Source organism: Streptomyces sp. NPDC004752, from assembly GCF_053601275.1.
In genome coordinates this window covers 42901-64914 of record NZ_JBSGBN010000047.1, presented here as the reverse complement: position 1 = coordinate 64914, position 22014 = coordinate 42901, and the positions used below count along the sequence as shown (strand labels likewise).

Genomic DNA, 22014 nt, shown 5'->3' with positions numbered 1-22014 from the left:
GCAAACACATACTTCGGCTGGAAGTGAATATCCGCGATCACCGGAATCTGCGACTTACGCGCGATCGTCGCCAGCGCATCCGCATCATCCTGCGTCGGACACGCCACCCGCACGATCTGACAGCCCGACGCCGTCAGCTCGGCGATCTGCTGCAACGTCGCACCCACATCCGACGTACGAGTCGTCGTCATCGACTGCACCGACACCGGCGCGTCCCCGCCCACCGCCACAGAACCGACCCGGATCCGCCGGCTTCTGCGGCGCTCGGCGATCGGCCGGGGCGGGATCTCGGGGACGCCCAGGGAGACGGCGGTCATCGTGTCACTCCCGGTTCCCGGAGACCGTCTCGCGCATGGCGCGCAGCGACTCCTTGAGCGAACCCATGGTGGCGAGCACGGCGGTGGGCTCGTAGCCGCAGTGCGCCATGCAGTTGGCGCAGCGCGGGTCCTTGCCCCGGCCGTACTTGTCCCAGTCGGTCTCCTCGATCAGTTCGCGGTACGTCGGCACATACCCGTCGCTCATCAGGTAGCAGGGGCGCTGCCAGCCGAACAGCGAGTAGTTCGGGATCGCCCAGGCGGTGCACGGGAAGTCGACCTTGCCCTCCAGGAAGTCCAGGAAGAGCGGGGAGTGGTTGAGCCTCCAGCGCAGCCGGTTGCCGCCCGAGAACGCCTTCCTGAACAGCTCGCGGGTCTGCTCGACGCCGAGGAAGTGCTCCTGGTCCGGGGCCTTCTCGTAGGCATAGGCGGGCGAGATCATCATCTCGTCGACCTTGAGGTCGTCGTTGAGGAAGTTGAGCACCTCGACGATGGTCTGCGGGGTGTCCGTGTTGAAGAAGGTCGAGTTGGTGGTGACCCGGAAGCCGCGCCGCTTGGCCTCCTTGATCGCCGCCACGGCCTCGTCGAACACACCCTCCTTGGCGACGGACTCGTCGTGCCGCTCGCGCAGCCCGTCGATGTGCACCGCGAAGGCGAAGTAGGGCGAGGGCGTGAACTTGTCCATCTTCTTGCGCAGCAGCATCGCGTTGGTGCACAGGAACACATATTTCCGCTTGGCCACCAACTGACGCACGATCTCGTCGATCTGAGGGTGCATCAGGGGTTCGCCGCCGGCGATGGACACCATCGGCGCACCGGACTCCAGCACCGCGCCGACGGCCTGGGCCACCGGCATGCGCTGCTTGAGTACCCCGGCCGGGTGCTGGATCTTGCCGCAGCCCTCGCACTTGAGGTTGCAGGCGAAGAGCGGTTCCAGCTCGACGATGAGCGGAAACTTGTCCCGCCTGCGGATCTTCTGTTCAGCCAGGTATGTAGCGACCTTGATGGACTGACGCAGGGGCATGGCCATCTGGCTCACCTCCGAGGGAGCAACAAAGAACGGTGCCATTCGACAAAAGCGGGAAGGACAGCACGAAGAACACGGAAAGCGGATATTCCACCGCGCACTGTGCCGATCCGTACGAGTTCATGTTCTGGAGCGTCCACGACCACCCGGACCGCCGCAACGGGACGCTCACCCATGCGGACCGCGCACCGGAGCGTGGCCGCCGACTCCATGTCGACCGCGATCGCGCCGGTGGCGAGCAGATCGGACCGCTCATGGCCGCGGACCACATGGTCGGAGCCGGTGAGCGGGCCGGTGTGGACGGTGCGCCCCGGCACGGTGCGCACGAGTTCCTTGACGAGCAGTTCGGTCCCGACGCACGGGACGTCGCCGCGCGGGTCCCGGGTCTCCTCGGCGACCACCAGGTCGCCGGGGTGCATGCCGGGGGCGAGTCCCGCGCAGAAGCCGGTGGCCAGGACGGCGGCCCCGGCGAACGCGGGATCGGCCAGCAGCCGGGCGACGGAGCGCTCCGCCGCCCTGGGCCCCATACCGGTACGCAGAACGGTGACCGGCCCGCCCGCGCTGTAGGTGTCCGGTTCGCCGCCGGGGCGCAGCAGGCCCGTGCCGAGAGCCCGACCGCGTTCACCGGCGCGCAGGGCGAGGTGCTCGATGCCGAGCGCGCAGGCGATCAGCAGCGGGGCCGGGGCGGATGGGGCGTCCATCAGCTCCCCTCTGCGTCGGCGCGGGGCCGCCCGGCCGCACCGGTGCTCTTGTCGGCGAAGGGCTCGCCGTGCACGTACCGGCCGAGCGCGGTGAGCGGGAACACCTGGCGGTAGAGGTGGTAGTTGATGGAGAAGTCCCAGGGGAAGCCGGTGCCCGTGAAGTACGGCTCGTCCCACGAGCCGTCCTCGCGCTGGGTCTCCGCCAGCCACTGGACGCCGCGCTCCACGGCCTTGGCGTCCCGCTCCCCGGCCGCCAGTAGCGCCATCAGCGCCCACGCGGTCTGCGAGGCGGTCGAGGCGCCCCGGCCGCTCCACCCCTTGACGTCCGGGTAGGAGCGCAGATCCTCGCCCCAGCCGCCGTCGTCGTTCTGCACCGACTCCAGCCAGCCGACGGCGCGTCTGATCGCCGGGTGCGCGGCGGGGAGGCCGGCCGCGACCAGCGCGGGCAGCACCGATCCGGTGCCGTAGAGGTAGTTGACGCCCCAGCGGCCGAACCACGAGCCGTCCGGCTCCTGTTCGGCCAGCAGCCAGTCGATGCCGCGCCGGGTGCGCGGGTCGTGGGCCAGGCCCTCGAACGCGAGCATCTCGACGACGTGCGCGGTGACATCGGCCGACGGCGGGTCGATGACCTCGCCGAAGTCGCAGAACGGCAGCCGGTTGGGGAACGGGCTGGTGTTGTCGGCGTCGAAGGCGCCCCACGCGCCGTTCTTCGACTGCATGCCGAACTCCCAGCGCACCCCGCGCCCGATGGCCTTCTCGACCCGTTCCGGATCGTGGTGCCTGACCCGGCGCAGTGCCAGCAGCACCTCGGCGGTGTCGTCGGTGTCGGGGTAGTTGTCGTTGTGGAACTCGAACGCCCAGCCGCCCGGCGGGAGTCCGGGCCGCCGCACGGTCCAGTCGCCGGGCCGCACGATCTCCTCGCCGAGCATCCAGTCGGCGGCCTTGACCAGCTGCGGGTGGTCGGCGGGGACGCCGGCGTCGGCGAGGGCGATGGTGGCCAGGCAGGTGTCCCACACCGGCGACTGGCACGCCTCGATCATCCGGGCGCCGTCCTCGCGCCACACGGCGTAACGATCCAGCGACTGAAGACCGGCCCGCATCACGGGGTGTTCGAGGTCGTAGCCCAGCAGGTGCAGGGCGATGACGGAGTACACGGCCGGCGGCTGGATGCCGCCCCAGCAGCCGTCGTTCTCCTGCCGCTCGACGATCCAGCGGGCCGCGGAGTTCATCGCGGCGCCGCGCAGCCGGCGGGAGGCGACCGTGCGGTAGCCGCGCACCACCTTGTCGAGCCGCTGGAACAGGCCGTCCCAGCTCGCCGCCGGAGCGAGCGGCCTGGGCGGGTTGGGGCGGGCCGGGTCGGTGTGCAGCTCGTCGAGCGCGAACGGTGCCGGTCGCACCGGGCGCTTCGCCGAGACGATGGTGAGCGGCACGATGGTCTGCCGCGCCCAGCACCCGAAGTTGTAGATGTTCAGCGGGAACCACTTCGGGAAGTAGATGAGTTCCGGCGGGAGTTCGGGCAGGTCCTCCCACTTCCACCAGCCGAACAGGGCCAGCCAGATCCGGGTGAACACCCGGGCGGCGGCGATCCCGCCCTGCTCGCGGATCCAGGCGGACGCCTTGGCCATGTGCGGTGCGTCGGGCGCGTCGCCGGCCAGCCGGAGGGCGACATATGCCTCGATGGTGGCGGACAGTTCGCCCGGGCCGCCGTAGAAGGTGGCCCAGGTGCCGTCCGCGCGCTGTTCGCCGCGGATGAAGAGTGCGGCGGCGCGGGTCGTCGCCTCGTCGCGGATACCCAGGAACTGACGGAGCAGCAAGTCCTCGGCGTCCATGCTGACGTTCGTCTCAAGGTCGCCCTTCCACCAGCCCTCGGCGTCCTGCTGTGCGAGCAGGAAGTCGGTGGCGCGCCGGGCGGCGCGTGCGGCGGCATCGTGTACCCCGGCCGCCACGGGGATCGTGAGGTGGGCTTCGCTGGCCGAGGCAGCGCGGGGCGGCAGGGCCCCGGTGCTTCCGTCGGTCGTCGCTGTCATGGCTTCCCCTTCGTGCAGTCGTGCGAGTCGTGCTGCTGTGGGTCCGCCGTCGGCCGGTATCCGTCATCCCTCGACACCGGCCGGCGACTACGCGAGGGTTATTCGACCGATAGTGATCATCTCTTTCGGACTACGACGAAGTCGGCGAGCGCCGTGAACCGGGCCCGTACCTGGTCGGACATGTCGACGGCGCCGAGGGCTTCGATGGCGATGGTGTACTGGCGGCGCGCCTCGTCGGCGGTCCACTCGCGGCCGCCCGCCTCCTCGATGAGGGCGGCGCGGGCCGCGAACTCCTCCTCGGAGAAGTTCTCGAAGTCGCTGCTCTTGGCGTCGGCGGCGAGCATCTCGCCGAGCCGTGTGGAGGCGGAGCCGCCCGCCGCGAGCGCGGCCACGACCGGCAGGGATTTCTTGCGCTGGCGCAGATCGCTCCAGGTCTGCTTGCCGGTGGCCTCCGGGTCGCCCCAGATGCCGAGGAGGTCGTCGACGGCCTGGAAGGCCAGGCCCAGGTGGTAGCCGTACTTCTCCAGTGTGTCGGCGGTGCGCTCGTCCGCGCCGCCGAGCACCGCGCCGATCGAGGAGGCGCAGGCGAGCAGCGCACCGGTCTTGTTGCCCTCCATCTCCAGGCACTCCTCGACGCTGACGCGGTCGCGGTGCTCATAGGAGATGTCCTGCGCCTGACCGTCGATCAGGGCCCGGGTGGCGGAGGTCAGCCGGCGGGTGGCGCGGCCCGCCTCGACCGTGCCGAGCTCCAGCAGGATCTCGTTGGCGAGGGCGAACAGGGCGTCGCCGACGAGGATGGCCTGGGCGGGGCCGTGCACCTTCCAGACGGTGTCCCGGTGCCGGCGCTGCTCGTCGCCGTCCATCAGGTCGTCGTGCAACAGCGAGAAGTTGTGGACCAGTTCGACGGCGACGGCACCGGGGATGCCGGTCTGAGGCGCGCCGCCGGTGACCTCGGCGGACAGCACGGCGAGAGCGGGCCGCACGGCCTTGCCGCCGTCCCCGTCGGCGGGGTTGCCCTGGGCGTCGATCCAGCCGAAGTGGTAGGCGGCCACGGTGTCCATGGGAGGGGCCAGGCGGTCGACGGCCGCCCGCAGTACCGGTGTGGCCAGGGTACGGCCACGCTCCAGGAGCGCGGTCACATCCACCGCGTTCGCTTGAGCGGCCGTCGCGGCCTCGGGCACAGGGGGCACAGTCTCTCCTCTTGTTGCGGTACCGGGGGTGCGGGGGCCTGCCGCGTGCTGATCGGGCATCAGGCCGCCTCCTCGAACGCGAAGAGGTGACTCGGGCGGGGCCGGCCCAGGGCGCCGAGCGCGGCGTCCGCCGCGCTCACACCGCTGCGGACCGCACTCTCCATGGTCGCGGGCCACCCGGTGGCGGTCCACGCTCCGGCCAGATAGAGGCCGGGGACATTGGTACGGGCGCCGGGCCGCAGCCGCCCGACGCCGGGGGTGGGCGCGAACGTCGCCGTGCGCTCCCTGGTGACGAAGAAGTCCTTCACTTCCGCCTCGCGCGCGCCCGGGAGCAAACGTTCCAGTTCGGGCAGATAGCGCTCGCGCAGCACGGCGACGGGCAGGTCGATCTCGTCCTGCGCGGCCGACTGGGACACGGCGAGATACTGGCCGGTGCCGAGCCCCGAGGCATGGGTGCGGTCGAAGACCCACTGCACGGGGGTGCCGAGGGCGGCGAAGAACGGCCGGCCGAGGACCGTACGGTCGTAGATCACATGGACGTTGAGGATGGGTGCGGTGCCGATCCGCAGCAGCCGCTCGGGCTCGTCGAGGGCGCCCGGTGGCAGCAGGCCGTGCGCCTCGCGCTGGGGTACGGCGAGCACGACCGCGTCGGCACAGAGTGTTTCGCCGGGAACCTGAACGCTCCAATTCCCGTTCTCGTTATGGGAGACGGAGGTGACGCGTGTACGGACCTCGGTACGCACGCCCGCGGAGTCGAGCGCCTTGCGGGCCAGCCGGTCATGCAGTTCGCCCAGGGGTACATGGGCCCAGCCGATGTCGGCGGCGCCCGGGTCGGACAGCAGACCGGTCTTGAACACCATCGCGGCGAGCCCCAGCGAGGTGTCGCCCGCGACCGCGTTGAGGGTGGCGACCCCGACCAGGTCCCACAGGGCCTGCACGGCACGCGCCGACTGGCCGTGCGCGGCCAGCCAGCCGCCGAAGTCCTGGGTGTCCAGGGTCGGATCGGCGAGGTCGAGCCCCCCCAGCGCGAGCGCGGCACGCCCCACCCTGGCCCGCTCGGCGAGCGACAGGTGCGGATACGCGGCCAGGCTCCGGCCCAGATGCAGGGGTACGGGCAGCGGGTCGCGCCGCAGTCTGCCGAGCCGCCGTCCCTCGGGTCTGGCCAGGTCGAGGACGGGCACGTCGAGACGGTTCTGCAGCGGTGCCAGCTCCGCGCCCTCGATCCGGTCGAGGAACCAGCGGTAGGCGGTGCAGCAGCGCAGATACACATGCTGGCCGTTGTCCACGGTCAGGTCGCCGCGCCGGAAGGAGAAGGCGAGGCCGCCCAGCCTCGGCCTGCCCTCCAGCAGGGTGACGCGGACGCCCGCGTCGGCGAGCGCGAGCGCGGCCGTGACGCCGGCCAGCCCGCCGCCGACCACGACGGCACTGCGCCCGGTGCGTTCCGGGATGCCCGCGTGCGGCCCCTCGGACCGCGTGCCGTCGGTCATCGTGCGTCCTTCCGTGCCCGCCCGCCGCGCCGGCCGAACAGGGCACGGCGGGCCGTCTCAGTCAGGGACGCCGCGCCACGCCGGAGAGTTGCCTGCCGGCACCCGGCCGGTTCGTGTGGGCCCTTCGTGTCCATCAGGCACGCCTCCTGACGGTCCGCCGGGCCACATGCCGGGTGTCGAGGCCGGACAGTCCGCGCACGGCGACATACGCCTTCTCGTGCCCGGGCAGCGAGACCCGGCCGCGCAGCACGGCCTCGGGCTCGCGCTCGATGCGGTCGAGCAGCCGGCGGTAGATCCCGGCCATGGCGGCGACACACGCGCCGCTGCGCCGGTCGAGCATGGGGAGCAGCCGGTAGCCCTCGGCGAAAAGGGCGCGGGCCCGTCGCACTTCGAAGTGCACGAGGCCCGCGAAGTCGGAGCCCTCCGGTGGTTTCGGCCCGTTGAACCCGGCCGAGCAGCCGAACTTGGCGAGGTCGTCGGCGGGCAGATAGGTACGGCCGCCCTCGGCGTCCTCGCGGACGTCTCTGAGGATGTTGGTCAGCTGCAGGGCCAGGCCCAGTGTGTCGGCGTACTCGAAGGCGCGCTCGGCGCCGCGCGCCCCCTCTCCGGTGCCGAACACGCCGAGCGAGAGCCGGCCGATGGCACCGGCCACGCACCGGCAGTAGACCTTCAGGTCGTCCCAGGTCTCGTAGGTCTCGCCGCGGACGTCCATCTGGACGCCGTCGATGAGTTCGTCGAGCCCGCCGAGCGGGATCGGGAACGCCGTTGCGGCATGGGCGAGGGCGACGGCGACCGGGTCGGTGTCGTCCTCGGCGACCGCGCCCGCACGGACCCGGGCGAGCAGCGCCCGGGTCTCGTCGAGCCGTGCGACCTTGACGTCGTCCGCCAGCTCCCCGTCGCCGATGTCGTCGACACGCCGGGAGAAGGCGTACAACGCCGACATCGCGCGGCGCTTGGGCGTCGGCAGCAGTCTGATGCCGTACGCGAAGTTTCGGGCCTGTTGTCCGGTCACGGCCTCGCAGTAGCTGTAGGCGGCGAGTACCGGTGCGGACGCGTGTGCTTGCGACTCCACGGTCCGGATCACCCCTCTCCTCGCAGAGTCCCGCCCACCTCGCGCAGCAGCTGCACCTTGCCGGACTTGGGCGGGCCGGGCAGTACGTCGTATTCGGCGGCGGCGATCGCCCGGATCGCCGCCCTTCCCCCCGCCACGAACCCCGCGAGCAGCAGCTTCAACCTGCCGTGGACGCTACCCACCAGGGGGGCGCCTTCATTCAGGAGTTCGCGGGCGCGTTGGGCTTCGTATGCAACCAGGGCGCGCACCGATGCGCCCGCGGTTTTCGCGGCGAGATCCGCCTCCTGGACATGAAAGCGCTTCATGTCCGCGGCGGGCAGATAGATCCGGTCGCGGCCGAGATCCTCGGCCACGTCCTGGAGGTGTTCGACGATCTGCAGAGCGGTGCAGATCGAGTCGGAGAGACGGATCCGCTCGGGGGTCGAGGTGCCGGTGACGGCGAGGACGAGACGGCCGACGGGGTTCGCGGACAGTTCGCAGTAGGCAAGCAGGTCGTCGTAGCTCTCGTACCGCTTGACGAGCTGGTCCTGGCGGTTGGCCGCGATCAGACCGAGAAAGGGTTCCGGAGTGAGGGAGCGGCGGCGGACGGTGGGCTGGAGGCGGCGCAGCAGCGGGTGGCGCGCAGTGGCGTCGAACACGCGGTGCAGATCTGCCTCGAACGCGTCGAGGAGGACGAGCCGGTCCTCCGCGTCCGCGGGCGACACGCCGAGCAGCCGGGCGTCGGCGCCGCCCGGGGCGAGGTCGCCGTCGCCGATGTCGTCGACGAGACGGGCGAAGCCGTAGACCGCCATCAGGTCGTCGCGCCAGGCCCGGGGCAGGAAGAACGGAGCCACGGGGAAGTTCTCGCCCGCGGCCTTGTCGAGCGTGCCGCGCTCCGGGCCGACCGGGCGCGCCGTATCGGTTCCCGTCACCGCGCGCTACCCGGGGCAGGGACGGCACATGCTGCGCTGAGCTGGGGAGTTTCCGTAGCCATTGCCGTCACATCTCCCGTTCTACACTGCGGACCCAATACACACTATTTCGGACACGCCGCCCGACTGTCCGCGGGGGTTGCCCTGGCCGAGGGTGTCGCGCATTATCACCCCACTTGCCGCTTTCCAAGACCGCTACAGCTTACGTTGTACAACGCAGCAAGGTCCGTCGGGGTCTCCCGCACATCACAACAACACACCGATTGGCGCCAAGATTCCTAAGCCGACCCCGAGTTGACTTTTCCTTTGCAGACGCGGGCCCCGCCGGAAAAGTTCCGGCGGGGCCTTGGGCGTGTCGGGCTACTTGCCCGTGAACTTCTCGTACTCCTTGAGCACCTCGTCGGTCGGCCCGTCCATCCGCAACTCGCCGCGCTCCAGCCACAGGACGCGATTGCAGGTGTCACGGATCGACTTGTTGTTGTGGCTGACCAGAAACACCGTGCCCGCTTCCTTGCGCAGCGCCCGGATGCGGTCCTCGGAGCGCTTTTGGAACTTGCGGTCGCCGGTGGCCAGCGCCTCGTCGATCATGAGGACGTCGTGGTCCTTGGCCGCGGCGATGGAGAAGCGCAGCCGGGCCGCCATGCCGGAGGAGTAGGTGCGCATCGGGAGGGTGATGAAGTCGCCCTTCTCGTTGATGCCGGAGAAGTCGACGATCTGCTGGTATCGCTCCTTGATCTGCTCGCGCGACATGCCCATGGCGAGGCCGCCCAGGATGATGTTCCGCTCTCCGGTGAGGTCGTTCATCAGGGCCGCGTTGACGCCGAGCAGCGAGGGCTGACCGTCGGTGTAGACCTTGCCGCGCTCGGCGGGCAGCAGTCCTGCGATGGCCCGCAGCAGAGTGGACTTGCCGGATCCGTTGGAGCCGATCAGACCGATGGCCTCGCCCCGGTGGGCGACGAAGGAGACGCCGCGCACGGCGTGTACCTTGCGCACGCCCCGCGCCGTGTCGTCGGAGCCCCGCCGAAGGATGCGGCCGAGGGCCGCGGTGGCGCTGCCCCTGCCGGTCGTCGCGCCGTTGACGCGGTAGACGATGTGCAGGTCGTCCGCGACGACGGTCGGGGCGGGCCGCACGGTGCTCTGTTCAGCCACGGCCGTAACGCTCCTCGGCCTTCCAGAAGTACACGAAGCCGCCGGCGAAGGCGGCGACGGCCCAGAACAGGGCGATGGCCCAGACGTGCGGCGGGAGGTTCGAGGAGCCGTAGCCGTCGATGAGCGCGAAGCGCATCAGATCCATGTAGACCGCGGCCGGGTTGACCTGGAGCAGGCGCACGATCCACTCGGGACGGCCTTCGAGCATCTTGTTGATCGAGAACATGACGCCGGAGGTGTACATCCAGGTACGCAGCACGAACGGCATCAGCTGGGCCAGGTCGGGCGTCTTGGCGCCCAGGCGGGCCACGATCAGCGCGAGCCCGGTGTTGAAGAGGAACTGCAGCGCGAGCGTCGGCACGATCAGCAGCCAGGACAGGGCGGGGTAGCTGCCGAAGCCGACCGCGACCAGGAACAGCACGATCATCGAGAACAGCAGCTGCTGGAGCTGCTGGAGCGCGAAGGAGACCGGCAGCGAGGCGCGCGGGAAGTGCAGGGCGCGCACCAGGCCCAGGTTGCCGGAGATGGCGCGCACGCCGGACATGATCGAACTCTGCGTGAAGGTGAACACGAACACGCCCGTGACCAGGAACGGGATGTATACGTCGTGCGACATGCCCCGGCTGGCCTTGAGGATCAGACCGAAGATGAAGTAGTACACGGCCGCGTTCAGCAGCGGGGTGGCGACCTGCCACAGCTGGCCGAGTTTGGCCTGACTGTACTGAGCCGTCAGCTTCGCCTGGGAGAAGGCGAGGATGAAGTGCCGCCGCCCCCACAGCTGACGGACGTACTCGACGAGCGAGGGCCGGGCGCCGCTCACGGCCAGCCCGTACTTGGCGGCGAGCTGCGCCGCCGTCAGCCCCTCGTCGGGCGACGGGGCCGCGGTCACCGCGACCCCGCCGTCATGCGTTGTCTCACTCACGCGTGGAAACTTTCGTCTTCGAGTTCGTCGTGGCGCTGCGCGCCCCCTTGGGACGAGCTTGTCAGATCACGGGGGGCCGGCCCAGTCGGGTCAGCCGCCACACCGTACGCCACTTCATGGGCCGGCGGGGTCCGCACGGAGTCGTCCAACCCTCCCGGAACCCGCCGAACCAGGCCCGCAGGGCGGGGCGGGAGGGGCGGCGCACCAGGGTCAGCAGCAGCCAGACCCCCAGATAGACGGGGACGAGCGGCGCGGGAAGGTTGCGCCGGGCCAGCCAGACGCGGTTGCGGGCGACCATGCGGTGGTACACCGCGTGCCGGGAGGGGGCGGTCGTCGGGTGGTACAGCACCATGTCGGAGCGGTAGTCGATCAGCCAGCCTGCGTCCAGGGCGCGCCAGGCCAGATCGGTCTCCTCATGGGCGTAGAAGAACGCGTCCGGCAGTCCGCCGACCTCGGCGAAGACCCGGGTGCGGACGGCGTTGGCGCCGCCGAGGAAGGTGGTGACCCGCGAGGAGCGCATCGGGTCGGCGGCACGCAGCCGCGGTACGTGCCGGCGCTGGGTCTCGCCGGTGTCCGGGTCGGCGATGCGGAAACTGATGATGCCGAGCCGTGGGTCCGCGGCGAAGGCGGCGCGGCACAGCTCGGCGGTGTCGTGCTGGGCGAGCAGCCCGTCGTCGTCGAGGAAGAGCACTATGTCGACGTCGCGGCCGCCCGGCCCGAAGGCGTCCGTGCCCACATTGCGCCCGCCCGGGATGCCCAGGTTCTCGGGCAGTTCTATGGTGCGCACGCCCGCGGGGACCTCCGGCACGGGCGAGCCGTTGCCGACGACGACCACCTCGACCGGGTCGCCGTCCTGCTTGGCGACGGAGTCGAGCAGGGCGCGCAGTTCGTCGGGGCGGTTGCCCATGGTGATGATCACCGCGCCGACCCGCAGCGGGGCCGAGGCGGCCACGGCGCTCACCGCAGCCTGCTGGAGGCGAGGACGGACACCAGGTGCAGCAGGGTCTGCAGCAGCGCGATGCCGGCCAGCACGGCGGTGCCGAGCCGGGTGAAGAACAGGTCTCCCCTGATCGCGTCCGCGACGGCCAGGACCAGGATCAGCAGGGATGCCTCGATCCCGAGGATCAGCCGGTGGAACTTGAGGGCCGCGGCGGCGCGGCGGGCCAGTGCCATGCCCGAGGAGCGCGGCTCGGCCGCGGCCTCCTGGACCGGCGGCAGCCCGCCCTGGTGGCGGGCGACGCCGACCAGGTCGGTCTCGGCCTTGACCAGGATCGCGCCGAGGGCGGCGAGCGTCCCGAGGAAGGCCCACAGCCAGTCGATGCGGCCCGGACCCCACAGGTCGGCGGCGCGCAGGCCCAGGCCGACCAGGACCGCGGCGTCGGTCAGATAGGCGCCGACCCGGTCCAGGTAGACCCCGCCGAGCGAGTACTGCTGCTTCCAGCGGGCGACCTCGCCGTCGACGCAGTCCAGCAGCAGATACAGCTGGACCGCCAGCACACCGAGCACGGCGCCCGCGATCCCCGGCACCAGCAGCGCCGGGGCGGCGAGCACACCGAAGACGGTCATCAGGTACGTGAGCTGGTTGGGCGTGACACGCGTGGTGACCAGAAAACGGTCGACGCGCAGGGACACCTCGCGCATATAGAGGCGTCCCATCCAGTGCTCACCGCTGCGCCGGTCCTTCACCCCGGGGGGATGGACGACCGTACGCAGTTCAGCTACCGATGGCCTTGACATAGTCGGCGTAAGTGTCCTTGATCTGTTGGGTCTTGAGGTCGAGGTGTTCGAGGATCGTGTAGCGGCCGGGCCGGGTCTCCGGGGCGAACTCCACGACCCGGACGAACTCCTCCTGTGTGAAGCCGATCTCTTGCGGCAGGACGGGCAGGCCGTGCCGGCGCAGCACCTCGGCCGTGTACACCGCCTCGTCGTGGGCGCCGCGCAGATACATCGCGAAGGCCGCGCCGAGGCCGCACTGCTCGCCGTGGCTCGCCGCGCGCTTCGGGAAGAGCAGATCGAAGGCGTGGTTGATCTCGTGGCAGGAGCCCGAGGCGGGCCGTGAGTCACCCGAGATCGACATCGCGACGCCGGTGAGGACCAGCGCCTCGGCCAGCACCTGGAGGAAATCGTTGTCCCCGACGCCGCCAGGGTGCCGGAGCACCGCCTCGCCGGCCTGCCGGGCCATGGCCGCGGCCAGGCCGTCGACCTTCTCGCCGTTGACGCGGTGGGCCAGTTCCCAGTCGGCGATCGCGTTGATGTTCGAGACGGCGTCGCCGATGCCCGAGCGCACGAAACGGACCGGGGCCTCGCGGATCACATCCAGGTCGATGACGACCGCGATCGGGTTGGGGACGCCGTAGGAGCCGCGGCCCGCGTCGTTGTCGAGGGTGGCGACCGGGGAGCACAGGCCGTCGTGCGCGAGGTTGGTCGGCACGGCGACCAGCGGCAGGCCGACGCGGGCCGCCGCGAACTTGGCGCAGTCGATGATCTTGCCGCCGCCGAGGCCCACCACCGCGTCGTAGTGGCCGGCCTTTATGGCGCCGGCCAGCCGGACCGCTGCGTCGAGGGTGCCGCCGCCGACCTCGTACCAGGAGGCGCCCGGCAGCGAGGGGGCGAGGCGCTCGCGCAGCCGGGCCCCCGAGCCGCCGCTGACGGCGACGGCGAGCCGCCCGGAGTGCGAGATGCGCTCGTCGGCCAGGACACAAGCCAGGTCGTCGAGGGCGCCCGGACGGATGTCCACGACGACCGGCGAGGGGATCAGCCGGGTCAGTACTGGCACGCGATCTCCCGTCCCCTGGCGAGATCGTCGTGGTTGTCGATCTCGACCCACTGGATGTCGCCGATCGGCGCCGCGTCGATCCGGAAGCCGCGGTTGACGAGTTCCTGGTAGCCGTGCTCGTAGAACTGCTGCGGGTCGCTCTCCCACACGGCCCTGAGCGCGTCGGCCAGTTCGGGGGCGGCGTCGCCCTCGATGAGGGTGACGCCGATGTACTCGCCGGTGGCCTCGGCCGGGTCCATCAGCTTGGTGATCCGCTGAACGCCCTTGCCGGGCTCGACGACGACCTTCATCTCCTCGTCGGCCAGCGACTTCACCGTGTCCACGGCGAGGATGATCTTCTTGCCGTCGCCGCGGGCGGCCAGCAGGGTCCGCTCGACGGAGACCGGGTGGACGGTGTCGCCGTTGGCGAGGATCACGCCGTCCTTGAGGGCGTCACGGCCGCACCACAGGGAGTAGGCGTTGTTCCACTCCTCGGCCTTGTCGTTGTCGATGAGGCTGAGCCGCAGACCGTACTTCCGCTCCAGGGCCGCCTTGCGCTCGTACACGGTCTCCTTGCGGTACCCGACGATGATCGCGGCCTCGGTCAGGCCGATCTCGGCGAAGTTGCCGAGGGTGAGGTCGAGCACCGTGACCGGGTCCTCTATGCCCGTCGGCCCCGCGGAACGCACCGGCACCAGAGCCTTGGGAAGGCTGTCGGTGTAGGGACGCAGGCGCCGTCCGGCGCCGGCCGCCAGCACGAGGCCGATCATGCGGGTTCTCCTTCGTCGTGTACGGCGGGCGCGCCTCCCAGATGGGAGGCCACCCAGAAGCGGATGCTCTCGGCGAGCACCAGCAGGGCGACGGCCACGGCGAGGACCGTGAGCGCGACCTTGAACTGCGCGGCGGTGAGCGAGGCGGCCAGGACGGTGACGAGCAGCGTCCGCCCCTCGTGCCCCCCGATGGCGCGCACCAGCCAGACCGGCGGTGCTCCGGCGTTGCCCCGGATCCGGTACACCGTGTCGTAGTGATGGTAGGCGACGGCGGCCACCAGGCCGAAAGCCGCAGGAAGGGCTCCGTTCACCTCCGCTTTGACCGCGAGGGCGAGGACGGTGCCGTACTCGGCGGCCCGGAAGATGGGCGGGACCAGCCAGTCGAGGGCGCCGCTCAGCGGGCGGGCGACGGCGAGAGCCGAGGTCACGGCGTAGACGACGGCCCCGGCCAGGGGCAGCGGCCCGCCGCTGTCGGACAGCGCGGCGGCGCAGAGGACGACGGCTCCGCCGAGCAGCGCGAGGGCGGGGACGGCGAGGCCGGGCAGCCCTCGTCCGACAGTGCGGGCGAGAGCCTGGGCGAGCGGGCCCGAGTCCGCGAGGTCGGCCAGCGCCCGCGCGGCCTTGTCGGTGCGCCCCCGGTGCTCGACGCCCGGGGGGACCCCCGCCCCCCGGCGTGCCACCGAGCGCAGCACGCGGCCCGCGGTGGTGTAGGCGGCGGCGAAGGCGCAGCCGACGAGCAGCACGTAGAAGGTGACGCGGGGGGTGGTGACGGCCGTGAGGACGGCGATCATGGCCCATCGTTCGCCGATGGGCAGCACTATCATCCGGCGCAGCCACACCGTCCAGCCGACGTTGTCGAGCCGGTCGGAGAGTGCGGCCGTGGGGCTGGTGTTGGCGGTGGCGGCCGGACCGCCGGCGTTCGCCTCGTTGAAGGAGAAGTCCACGACGTGCCGGCAGGTCTGCAGGATCATCGCGCCGAGGGCGAGCGCCCACACGTCGTCGCCGCCGCGGGCCGCGCCGAGGGCGAGACCGGCGTAGTAGGCGTACTCCTTGGCCCGGTCGAAGGTGGCGTCCAGCCAGGCGCCGAGCGTGGAGTACTGCAGCGAGTAGCGGGCGAGCTGGCCGTCGGTGCAGTCCAGGACGAAGGAGAGGATGAGCAGCAGGCCCGCGGCGACGAAGCCGGCGCGGGCGCCGGTGGCCGCGCAGCCCGCCGCGATCAGCGCGGTGAGCAGCGAGGCGGTGGTGACCTGGTTCGGGGTCAGGCCGCGGCGGGCGCACCAGCGGGCGAGGTAGCGCGAGTACGGGCTGATGAAGAACGTGGTGAAGAAGCCGTCGCGGGCCTTCACGGCCGACTTCAGGCGTATGGCCTCGTCGTCGACGGCGGCGACGGCCTGCCGTGCCTCGTTGCGCGTCTGCGGGTCGGTGGGGACGGCGGCGACCAGGCTGCCCAGTTCGGGGCGGTGCACCTCGGCGGCCTCGGCGTCCAGAGCGGCGACGACGCGGTCGGCGAGGCTGTCCACGACCACCGCGGTGCCGCCGCCCGTCGTGGTCTGCCGGGCCAGCGCGCGGGCCAGGGCCTCGCGGCCGACGGGCTGGGCGGTGACGGCGCCCGGGACGGCGGCGAGCGGGAAGCGGGGGTCGGTGAGGCCGAGGCGCAGCGCGTGCGGGTGGCCGACGAAGCGGGCGTCGACCAGGGCGACCCGGTGGTCGGCGGGGACGGCCGCGAGGAGCGGGCCGGCATCGGCGGCGTCGGCGGCCGCCCGCACCTCGAAGCCGAGGGACCGCAGATCGTTCTCCAGCGACGATCCGGGCACCGGCTGACCGGTGACGATGGCGGTCGACAACCGAACTCACTCCCTGGGTGCCGGCGCGTGCGCGCCGGTCGTCTGCTGGGTGGGGTACCGCTCGTCCGGGGGCGCCCGGGCGGCATTGTCGGCAGAGGTTATCGGATACCCGGAAGACCTTGTTCACCGGCCGTTCACGGGCTGGTCGACGCGGTCTGCTGCGGTCCGTGCCGAGATCATCATCAGTGATCGGGGGCCCGGCCCACAAACCACGCCCCGTGGCCGGCGCCGCGGTATCCCGCTCGGCGGGGTGGACGAGGTCAGCGGCCTCGGCGGCGTGGCGAAGTAGCGGGCGGGCGCCTTCTCGCCCGGCATGGGGCAGCGGCTCGGCATCGCGGCGGCGCTGTCGGACGAGCCACAGCGGTGATGCCGGACGATCCGCAGACGGCGATGCCGGACGGGCCGGTCAACGGGCTCGACCCGGAGGGCCTGCGGTGGATCCGCACCCTGCTGACGTCGCTCGCGGCACAGGGCCGCACGGTGTTCGTCGTTCGTCTCCTCGCATCCGATCAGCGAGATGGCACCAGTGGCAGGTGGCGCCGATGGCAGGTGGCGCTGGTGGCGGACCGTCTGATCATCGTGGGCCGGGGGCGGTTGCCGGCCGACACGAGCGTGCGGTACCTGGGGGTTCGCGAGGACGCGCGAGGACGCGCGAGTGGAAGGGCGTCGGGGGCATGGCGGATGACCGGCGGGTCTCCGCATAGGCTGGGCGACCATGACGTGGCTGATCACCGGCGGGGCCGGATACATCGGGGCGCATGTGGCACGGACCATGGCGGACGCCGGGGAACGCGTGGTGGCGCTGGACGACCTGTCGACGGGGGTGCCCAAGCGGCTCCCCGCGGACATCCCGCTGGTCGAGGGGTCCACGCTGGACGGGGCGCTGATCGCGCGGGTCCTCGCCGAGCACACGGTCACGGGTGTGGTGCATCTCGCGGCGCGCAAGCAGGTCGCCGAGTCCATGGCGCGGCCCACCCGCTACTACCAGGAGAACCTGGGCGGCCTCGGCATGCTCCTGGAGGCGGTCGCCGACGCCGGGATCGAACGGTTCGTCTTCTCCTCGTCGGCGGCCGTGTACGGCAACCCGGACGTGGCGCTGATCACCGAGGACACGCCGTGCGCGCCGGTGAACCCGTACGGCGAGACCAAGCTGGCCGGGGAGTGGCTGGTGCGGGCGGCGGGCCGGGCGCACGGCATCGCCACGGTGTGCCTGCGCTACTTCAACGTGGCGGGCGCGGGCGCGCCCGAGCTGGCCGACACGGGCGTGTCCAACATCGTGCCCATGGTGTTCGACCGGCTCACCCGGGGCGAGGCCCCGCGGATCTTCGGCGCCGACTACCCGACGCCGGACGGCACCTGCGTCCGCGACTACATCCACGTCACCGACCTGGCCGAGGCGCACCTGGCGGCGGCGCGCGGGCTCGCCGAGAAGCGCCTGACCGGCGACCTGACCGTGAACATCGGCCGCGGGGAGGGCGTTTCCGTCCGCGAACTGATCGCGGTCATCGGTGAGGTGACCGGCGACCGCCGCGCGCCCGTCGTGGAGGGCCGCCGCCCCGGGGACGCGCCGCGCGCGGTCGCCTCGGCGCGGCTGGCCGCCGAGACGCTGGACTGGCGGGCGCGGCGCGGGGTGCCCGAGATGGTCGGGTCGGCCTGGCGCGGTTGGCGCACACGCACCGCACAGTGAACCAGGGCTGCTCCGTGGGCACCCCCATCGCTCGGGTGTTCGAGGTCCGGGGACGGTTCCCGGCCGGACGGCTCGGGCACGATCTTCTACCGTGTCCCCCTTCCGGCGGCCGGCCGGGGTGACCGCGGCCCGTGCCGCACGCGGGACATGCGGACGCGCCGGGAAGTGCCGGGGGTGCCGAATGCGTACGGCAGACTTGGGATGCGAAGACCGAGGCGAAGGATGGGTATGCCGATCACACCTGCCACCGCGACGCACAGTTCGTCGAACGGCACCGCAGAGGCGATTTTGCTGGAACTGGTCGACGAGAAGGGTGTGACGATCGGCACCGCGGAGAAGCTCGCCGCCCATCAGCCGCCGGGACGGTTGCACCGCGCGTTCTCGGTGTTCCTGTTCGACGAGCGCGGTCGGCTGCTGCTCCAGCAGCGGGCGCTGGGCAAGTACCACTCCCCCGGTGTGTGGTCCAACACCTGCTGCGGCCACCCCTACCCGGGCGAGGCGCCGTTCGCGGCGGCGGCCCGGCGGACGTACGAGGAGCTGGGGGCGTCCCCCTCGCTGCTCGGTGAGGCCGGCACGGTCCGCTACAACCATCCGGATCCGGCCTCGGGGCTGGTCGAGCAGGAGTACAACCACCTGTTCGTCGGCCTGGTGCAGGCGGCCGTGGTGCCGGACCCGGAGGAGGTCGCGGCGACGGCCTTCGTCACCCCGGCCGAGTTGGCGAAGCGGCATGCGCAGGATTCCTTCTCCGCCTGGTTCATGACCGTGCTGGACGCGGCCCGGCCCGCGATCAGGGAACTGACGGGGCCGGACACGGGCTGGTGAAGGGCTTCACGGGGTCCATGCGGGCTTGAGCGGCAGGGCGGCCCAGATCACCTTGCCGCCGCTCGCCGTGTGCGCCACGTCGACCGTGCCGCCCGCCTCCCGGGCCACCTCGCGCACCAGAAGCAGCCCCCGTCCACCGGTCTGGCCGTGGTCGGCCTCCAGGGCGGTCGGACGGTAGGGATGGTTGTCCTCCACCGACACGCGCACCCACTCGGCGCCGACGGCCACCTCCACGGCGAGCATCGGCGACAGCAGCGCCGCGTGCTTGACCGCGTTGGTGACCAGTTCGGACACGATCAGCAGCAGGCCGTGGACCAGGTCCTCACAGACCGGCACGCCCTGGCGCGCGAGCAGGTCCCGCACGGCGTGTCGCGCCTGCGGCACCGAGGCGTCGACGGCGGGGGCGGTGAACCGCCACACTCCTTCGTACGGCAGTGGATCCGGCGGTCGCCGATTGCCTCCCTCGGAGCGCGGGCCGTACCCGCGCCCGTCGTCGTCCATGGTCCGGTCGCCGCCCTTGCGCTCGATTGTCACCACACGTCGAGTGTTGAGCAACGCTCTGCTCCACTCCACCGGACTGAACACAAGTCAGCAGTTATCGAGCGTTTCTGACCGCCTGCGCATGACCTGGTCGGGTGCGGGACCACTCCTGTCGCCTGCGGACCGTCTTCGCGAACTCTTCGGGTTGTACGGCTCATCCGACCGCGCCCGATAGCATCCGGCGCATGGAGCCCCAGTTGTTGCACTCGGTCATCGACTCGGTCGCCGCCGTCGTCGTCCACCACCCGGCCAAACGCAACGCCATGACGGCCGCGATGTGGCGGTCGATGCCCCCGCTGCTCGACGCCCTGGCCGCCGATCCCGGCGTGCGGGCGCTGGTCCTCACCGGCGAGGGCGCGACCTTCTGCGCCGGCGCCGACATCTCGACGCTCCGGGACGCGCCGGGCGAGGCGCAGCGGCTCGCCGTGGCCGCGGAGGAGGTGCTGGCCGCTTTCCCGAAGCCTACGCTGGCGGCCGTCCGGGGCCACTGTGTGGGCGGCGGGGCGCAGCTCGCGGCCGCCTGCGATCTGCGGTTCGCCGAGGCCGGGGCGCTGTTCGGAGTGACTCCGGCCAGGCTGGGCATCGTCTATCCGGCGTCCGCCACCCGGCGGCTGGTGTCGCTGGTGGGGCCGGCCACCGCCAAGTACCTGCTGTTCTCGGGCGAGTTGATCGACGCGGAGCGGGCGCTGCGCACGGGTCTCGTCGACGAGGTGCTGCCCGAGGGCGAACTGGACAAGCGGGTCGCGGAGTTCGGCCGGATCCTGGCCGCCCGCTCGCAGCTGACGCAGGCCGCGGCCAAGGAGTTCGTGCACGGGCGCACGGACCGGGACGGCCACTGGGCTGCGCAGGAACGCGGCAGCGGCGACACCGCGGAGGGCGTCGCCGCGTTCCTGGAGCGCCGGGCGCCGCGCTTCACCTGGAGCGTGCCCGCGTCGCGCTGAGCCGACTGTTCGCGCGGAGCCGCTCGACGAGGTGGGCGGGCGCCTTCGCCGGGGAGCCCGCGTCGTAGGGCGGCCGCGGGTCGTACTCGGTCATCAGCTGCACGGCCTGCGCGTGTTCGTCGCCGGCGATCCGGCCCAGCAGGGCAAGGCCCATGTCGATGCCGGAGGAGACGCCGGCCGCGGTGACGTATCGGCCGTCGAAGACGACCCGCTCCCCCGTCGGCCGCGCACCGAACCGCTTGAGGAGGTCGAGCGCCAGCCAGTGGGAGGTGGCGCGGCGGCCGTCGAGCAGGCCGGCGGCGGCCAGCAGCAGCGAGCCGGTGCACACCGATGTCGTCCAGGTGCTGGTGGCGTCGGCGGCCCGCAGCCAGTCCAGGAGGACCGCGTTGTCCATCTGCGGGGTCTGGCCGGGGCCGCCGGGCACGACCACGATGTCGGGGCTCGGCACGTCGGCGAGCGTCCGGTCGGCGGTGAGCGCCAGGTTTCCGGACTCGTTGCGGACGGGCCCGGTGCGCTCGGCGACGAAGACGGTCTCGGCACCGGGAAGACGGCCGAGCGTCTCGTACGGTCCGACGGCGTCCAGGGCGGTGAAACGGTCGAAGAGGACGATGGCGATCTGCATGGGATTCCTTTCCGGGCGCACCGCTGGGAGCGCCCTGCCGGAAGCGGCCTTTCGGCGGCGCGCTGCCAGAGGCGCGCTACCGGGGACGCCCTGCCGGCAGGGGGTGGCGGCGGCTGGTCGGGGCAGGCGGTCGGTTCAGACGGTCGGGGCGGGGCGGAAGCGGCGGCGGTACTCGGCCGGGGGTGCGCCCAGCGCCCTGATGAAGGCGCGGCGCATGGCCTCGGGCGTGCCGTAGCCGCTCACGCGGGATATCTCCTCGACGCCGTCGCCGGTCTCCTCCAGCAGACGGCGGGCGTGTTCCAGGCGCACCCGGTCGACATAGCGGCCGGGCGTCATGCCGGTCTCGGTCCGGAAGGCGCGGGCGAAGTGGCGCGGGGAGAGCGCGGCCCGGGCGGCGAGGGACTCGACGGTCAGGTTGTCGGCCGGGTGCTCGGTGATCCACCGCTGCACCTCCCGCAGGGGTTCGCGCCGGGCGGTCTGGGCCGCCAACTGGGCGCTGAACTGGGCCTGGTTGCCGGGCCTGCGCAGAAACACCACCAGCTGGCGTGCGACCCCGAGCGCGACGTCCCGGCCGAGGTCCTCCTCGACGAGGGCGAGGGCCAGGTCGATGCCCGCGGTGACCCCGGCCGAGGTGGCGACCTTCCCATCACGCACATAGATGGGGTCCGGGTCGACCCGCACGGCCGGGTGCTCGCGGGCCAGCCGGTCGCAGGACGCCCAGTGGGTGGTGGCCCGGCGGCCGTCCAGGAGTCCCGCCTCGGCGAGCCGCAACGCGCCCGTGCACACGGACACCAGACGCTCGGCACGCGGGCCGCGGGCGCGCAGCCACGCGGTGAGCCGGGGATCGGACCGGCGGGTGCCGGACCCACCGGGGACGAGCAGCGTGTGCGGATCGGGCACCTCGTCCAGGGCGTGGTCCGGCAGCAGGGTGAGCCCGCTGGAGGAGCGCACCGCGGCCCCGTCCAGGGACGCGGTACGGATCCGGTACGTCCCCGGGGAGCATGCCTCGGCCCCGGTGAAGACCTCCACCGGGCCGCTGACGTCGAGGCTCTGCACATCGTCGTAGAGGACGACGAGGACGGTTCGCTGCGCCATGTCCCCGATTCTTCGCCGGCCCGGGGATGGCCGCAATGACGTCTTCCCCACCTTTCCTGCCATCGGACCGGTGGACGCGACCGCGCGGCGGGAGCGCCCTGATCCCCTGTTGTCGGTGCCACCTGCCACAATTGCCGC

The 22014-nt window shown here is 71.9% G+C and carries 22 protein-coding genes and 1 pseudogene; 4 read left to right on the top strand and 19 right to left on the bottom strand.

Annotation, left to right across the window (positions count from 1 at the left end):
• The 16 genes from ACWEKM_RS20910 to ACWEKM_RS20835 all read right to left on the bottom strand — a co-directional run.
• Nucleotides 1-317 (bottom strand): flavodoxin-dependent (E)-4-hydroxy-3-methylbut-2-enyl-diphosphate synthase (locus ACWEKM_RS20910; protein WP_451622682.1); only part of this gene is annotated, 317 nt, incomplete at its 3' end.
• A 4-nt stretch (nt 318-321) separates the two neighbouring features.
• Entirely contained in the window at nt 322-1344 is a 1023-nt protein-coding gene (gene hpnH, locus ACWEKM_RS20905; RefSeq protein WP_451622681.1) for an adenosyl-hopene transferase HpnH, read from the bottom strand.
• Between the two features lie 5 nt (nt 1345-1349).
• The gene (locus ACWEKM_RS20900; protein ID WP_451622680.1) at nt 1350-2042 is read right to left on the bottom strand and encodes a phosphorylase family protein; all 693 of its coding nucleotides are present in this window, start codon (nt 2040-2042) and stop codon (nt 1350-1352) included.
• Nucleotides 2042-4069 (bottom strand): squalene--hopene cyclase, encoded by a 2028-nt coding sequence (gene shc, locus ACWEKM_RS20895; protein ID WP_451622679.1) that lies wholly within the window; start codon nt 4067-4069, stop codon nt 2042-2044. Before shc ends, ACWEKM_RS20900 begins: the two co-directional genes overlap by 1 nt.
• Nucleotides 4070-4185: 116 nt before the next feature.
• Nucleotides 4186-5250 (bottom strand): polyprenyl synthetase family protein, encoded by a 1065-nt coding sequence (locus ACWEKM_RS20890; protein ID WP_451622688.1) that lies wholly within the window; start codon nt 5248-5250, stop codon nt 4186-4188.
• Nucleotides 5251-5318: 68 nt separating this feature from the next.
• Nucleotides 5319-6746 (bottom strand): hydroxysqualene dehydroxylase HpnE, encoded by a 1428-nt coding sequence (gene hpnE / locus ACWEKM_RS20885; RefSeq protein WP_451622678.1) that lies wholly within the window; start codon nt 6744-6746, stop codon nt 5319-5321.
• A complete protein-coding gene (locus tag ACWEKM_RS20880; protein WP_451622677.1) occupies nt 6743-6880 on the bottom strand; it encodes a DUF6380 family protein in 138 nt (45 codons plus the stop codon). Before ACWEKM_RS20880 ends, hpnE begins: the two co-directional genes overlap by 4 nt.
• The gene (gene hpnD, locus ACWEKM_RS20875; protein ID WP_451622676.1) at nt 6880-7830 is read right to left on the bottom strand and encodes a presqualene diphosphate synthase HpnD; all 951 of its coding nucleotides are present in this window, start codon (nt 7828-7830) and stop codon (nt 6880-6882) included. Before hpnD ends, ACWEKM_RS20880 begins: the two co-directional genes overlap by 1 nt.
• Entirely contained in the window at nt 7827-8729 is a 903-nt protein-coding gene (gene hpnC, locus ACWEKM_RS20870; RefSeq protein ID WP_451622675.1) for a squalene synthase HpnC, read from the bottom strand. The genes hpnD and hpnC overlap by 4 nt, the downstream gene beginning before the upstream one ends.
• A 360-nt stretch (nt 8730-9089) precedes the next feature.
• Nucleotides 9090-9878 carry an ABC transporter ATP-binding protein gene (locus tag ACWEKM_RS20865; protein WP_451622674.1) on the bottom strand — a complete coding sequence of 263 codons (789 nt, stop codon included), beginning with the start codon at nt 9876-9878 and terminating at the stop codon, nt 9090-9092.
• Complete coding sequence (locus tag ACWEKM_RS20860) at nt 9871-10800, bottom strand: ABC transporter permease (RefSeq protein WP_451622673.1); 930 nt, start codon at nt 10798-10800, stop codon at nt 9871-9873. The genes ACWEKM_RS20865 and ACWEKM_RS20860 overlap by 8 nt, the downstream gene beginning before the upstream one ends.
• A gap of 61 nt (nt 10801-10861) precedes the next feature.
• The gene (locus ACWEKM_RS20855) at nt 10862-11707 is read right to left on the bottom strand and encodes a glycosyltransferase family 2 protein (protein ID WP_451622687.1); all 846 of its coding nucleotides are present in this window, start codon (nt 11705-11707) and stop codon (nt 10862-10864) included.
• A gap of 50 nt (nt 11708-11757) precedes the next feature.
• Nucleotides 11758-12537 carry a CDP-alcohol phosphatidyltransferase family protein gene (locus ACWEKM_RS20850; RefSeq protein ID WP_451622672.1) on the bottom strand — a complete coding sequence of 260 codons (780 nt, stop codon included), beginning with the start codon at nt 12535-12537 and terminating at the stop codon, nt 11758-11760.
• Nucleotides 12515-13576: an iron-containing alcohol dehydrogenase family protein gene (locus tag ACWEKM_RS20845; protein ID WP_451622671.1), complete on the bottom strand. Its 1062-nt coding sequence runs from the start codon at nt 13574-13576 to the stop codon at nt 12515-12517. The genes ACWEKM_RS20850 and ACWEKM_RS20845 overlap by 23 nt, the downstream gene beginning before the upstream one ends.
• Nucleotides 13564-14325 carry a phosphocholine cytidylyltransferase family protein gene (locus ACWEKM_RS20840; RefSeq protein WP_451622670.1) on the bottom strand — a complete coding sequence of 254 codons (762 nt, stop codon included), beginning with the start codon at nt 14323-14325 and terminating at the stop codon, nt 13564-13566. Before ACWEKM_RS20840 ends, ACWEKM_RS20845 begins: the two co-directional genes overlap by 13 nt.
• A complete protein-coding gene (locus tag ACWEKM_RS20835; protein WP_451622669.1) occupies nt 14322-16169 on the bottom strand; it encodes a DUF5941 domain-containing protein in 1848 nt (615 codons plus the stop codon). The genes ACWEKM_RS20840 and ACWEKM_RS20835 overlap by 4 nt, the downstream gene beginning before the upstream one ends.
• 232 nt (nt 16170-16401) lie before the next feature.
• On the opposite strand from ACWEKM_RS20835, the pseudogene ACWEKM_RS20830 reads away from it, so the two are divergent.
• From ACWEKM_RS20830 to idi, 3 genes and pseudogenes are all read left to right on the top strand, one after another.
• A pseudogene (locus tag ACWEKM_RS20830) lies at nt 16402-16805 on the top strand (hypothetical protein); the annotation flags it as partial.
• A 79-nt stretch (nt 16806-16884) separates the two neighbouring features.
• Nucleotides 16885-17856 (top strand): UDP-glucose 4-epimerase GalE, encoded by a 972-nt coding sequence (gene galE, locus ACWEKM_RS20825; RefSeq protein ID WP_451622668.1) that lies wholly within the window; start codon nt 16885-16887, stop codon nt 17854-17856.
• A 228-nt stretch (nt 17857-18084) separates the two neighbouring features.
• Nucleotides 18085-18678 (top strand): isopentenyl-diphosphate Delta-isomerase, encoded by a 594-nt coding sequence (gene idi / locus ACWEKM_RS20820; RefSeq protein ID WP_451622667.1) that lies wholly within the window; start codon nt 18085-18087, stop codon nt 18676-18678.
• Between the two features lie 6 nt (nt 18679-18684).
• Here idi and ACWEKM_RS20815 read toward each other — a convergent pair whose 3' ends face one another.
• Entirely contained in the window at nt 18685-19179 is a 495-nt protein-coding gene (locus tag ACWEKM_RS20815) for an ATP-binding protein (RefSeq protein WP_451622686.1), read from the bottom strand.
• A gap of 224 nt (nt 19180-19403) precedes the next feature.
• Between ACWEKM_RS20815 and ACWEKM_RS20810 the strand changes: the two genes are divergently transcribed.
• On the top strand, nt 19404-20159 hold the full coding sequence (locus ACWEKM_RS20810; protein ID WP_451622666.1) for an enoyl-CoA hydratase/isomerase family protein: 756 nt from the start codon (nt 19404-19406) through the stop codon (nt 20157-20159).
• On the opposite strand, the gene ACWEKM_RS20805 is transcribed toward ACWEKM_RS20810, so the two are convergent.
• On the bottom strand, nt 20131-20781 hold the full coding sequence (locus tag ACWEKM_RS20805) for a DJ-1/PfpI family protein (protein WP_451622665.1): 651 nt from the start codon (nt 20779-20781) through the stop codon (nt 20131-20133). The genes ACWEKM_RS20810 and ACWEKM_RS20805 overlap by 29 nt on opposite strands.
• Before the next feature lie 135 nt (nt 20782-20916).
• Nucleotides 20917-21876 carry a GlxA family transcriptional regulator gene (locus tag ACWEKM_RS20800; RefSeq protein ID WP_451622664.1) on the bottom strand — a complete coding sequence of 320 codons (960 nt, stop codon included), beginning with the start codon at nt 21874-21876 and terminating at the stop codon, nt 20917-20919.
• Nucleotides 21877-22014 lie beyond the last annotated feature (138 nt).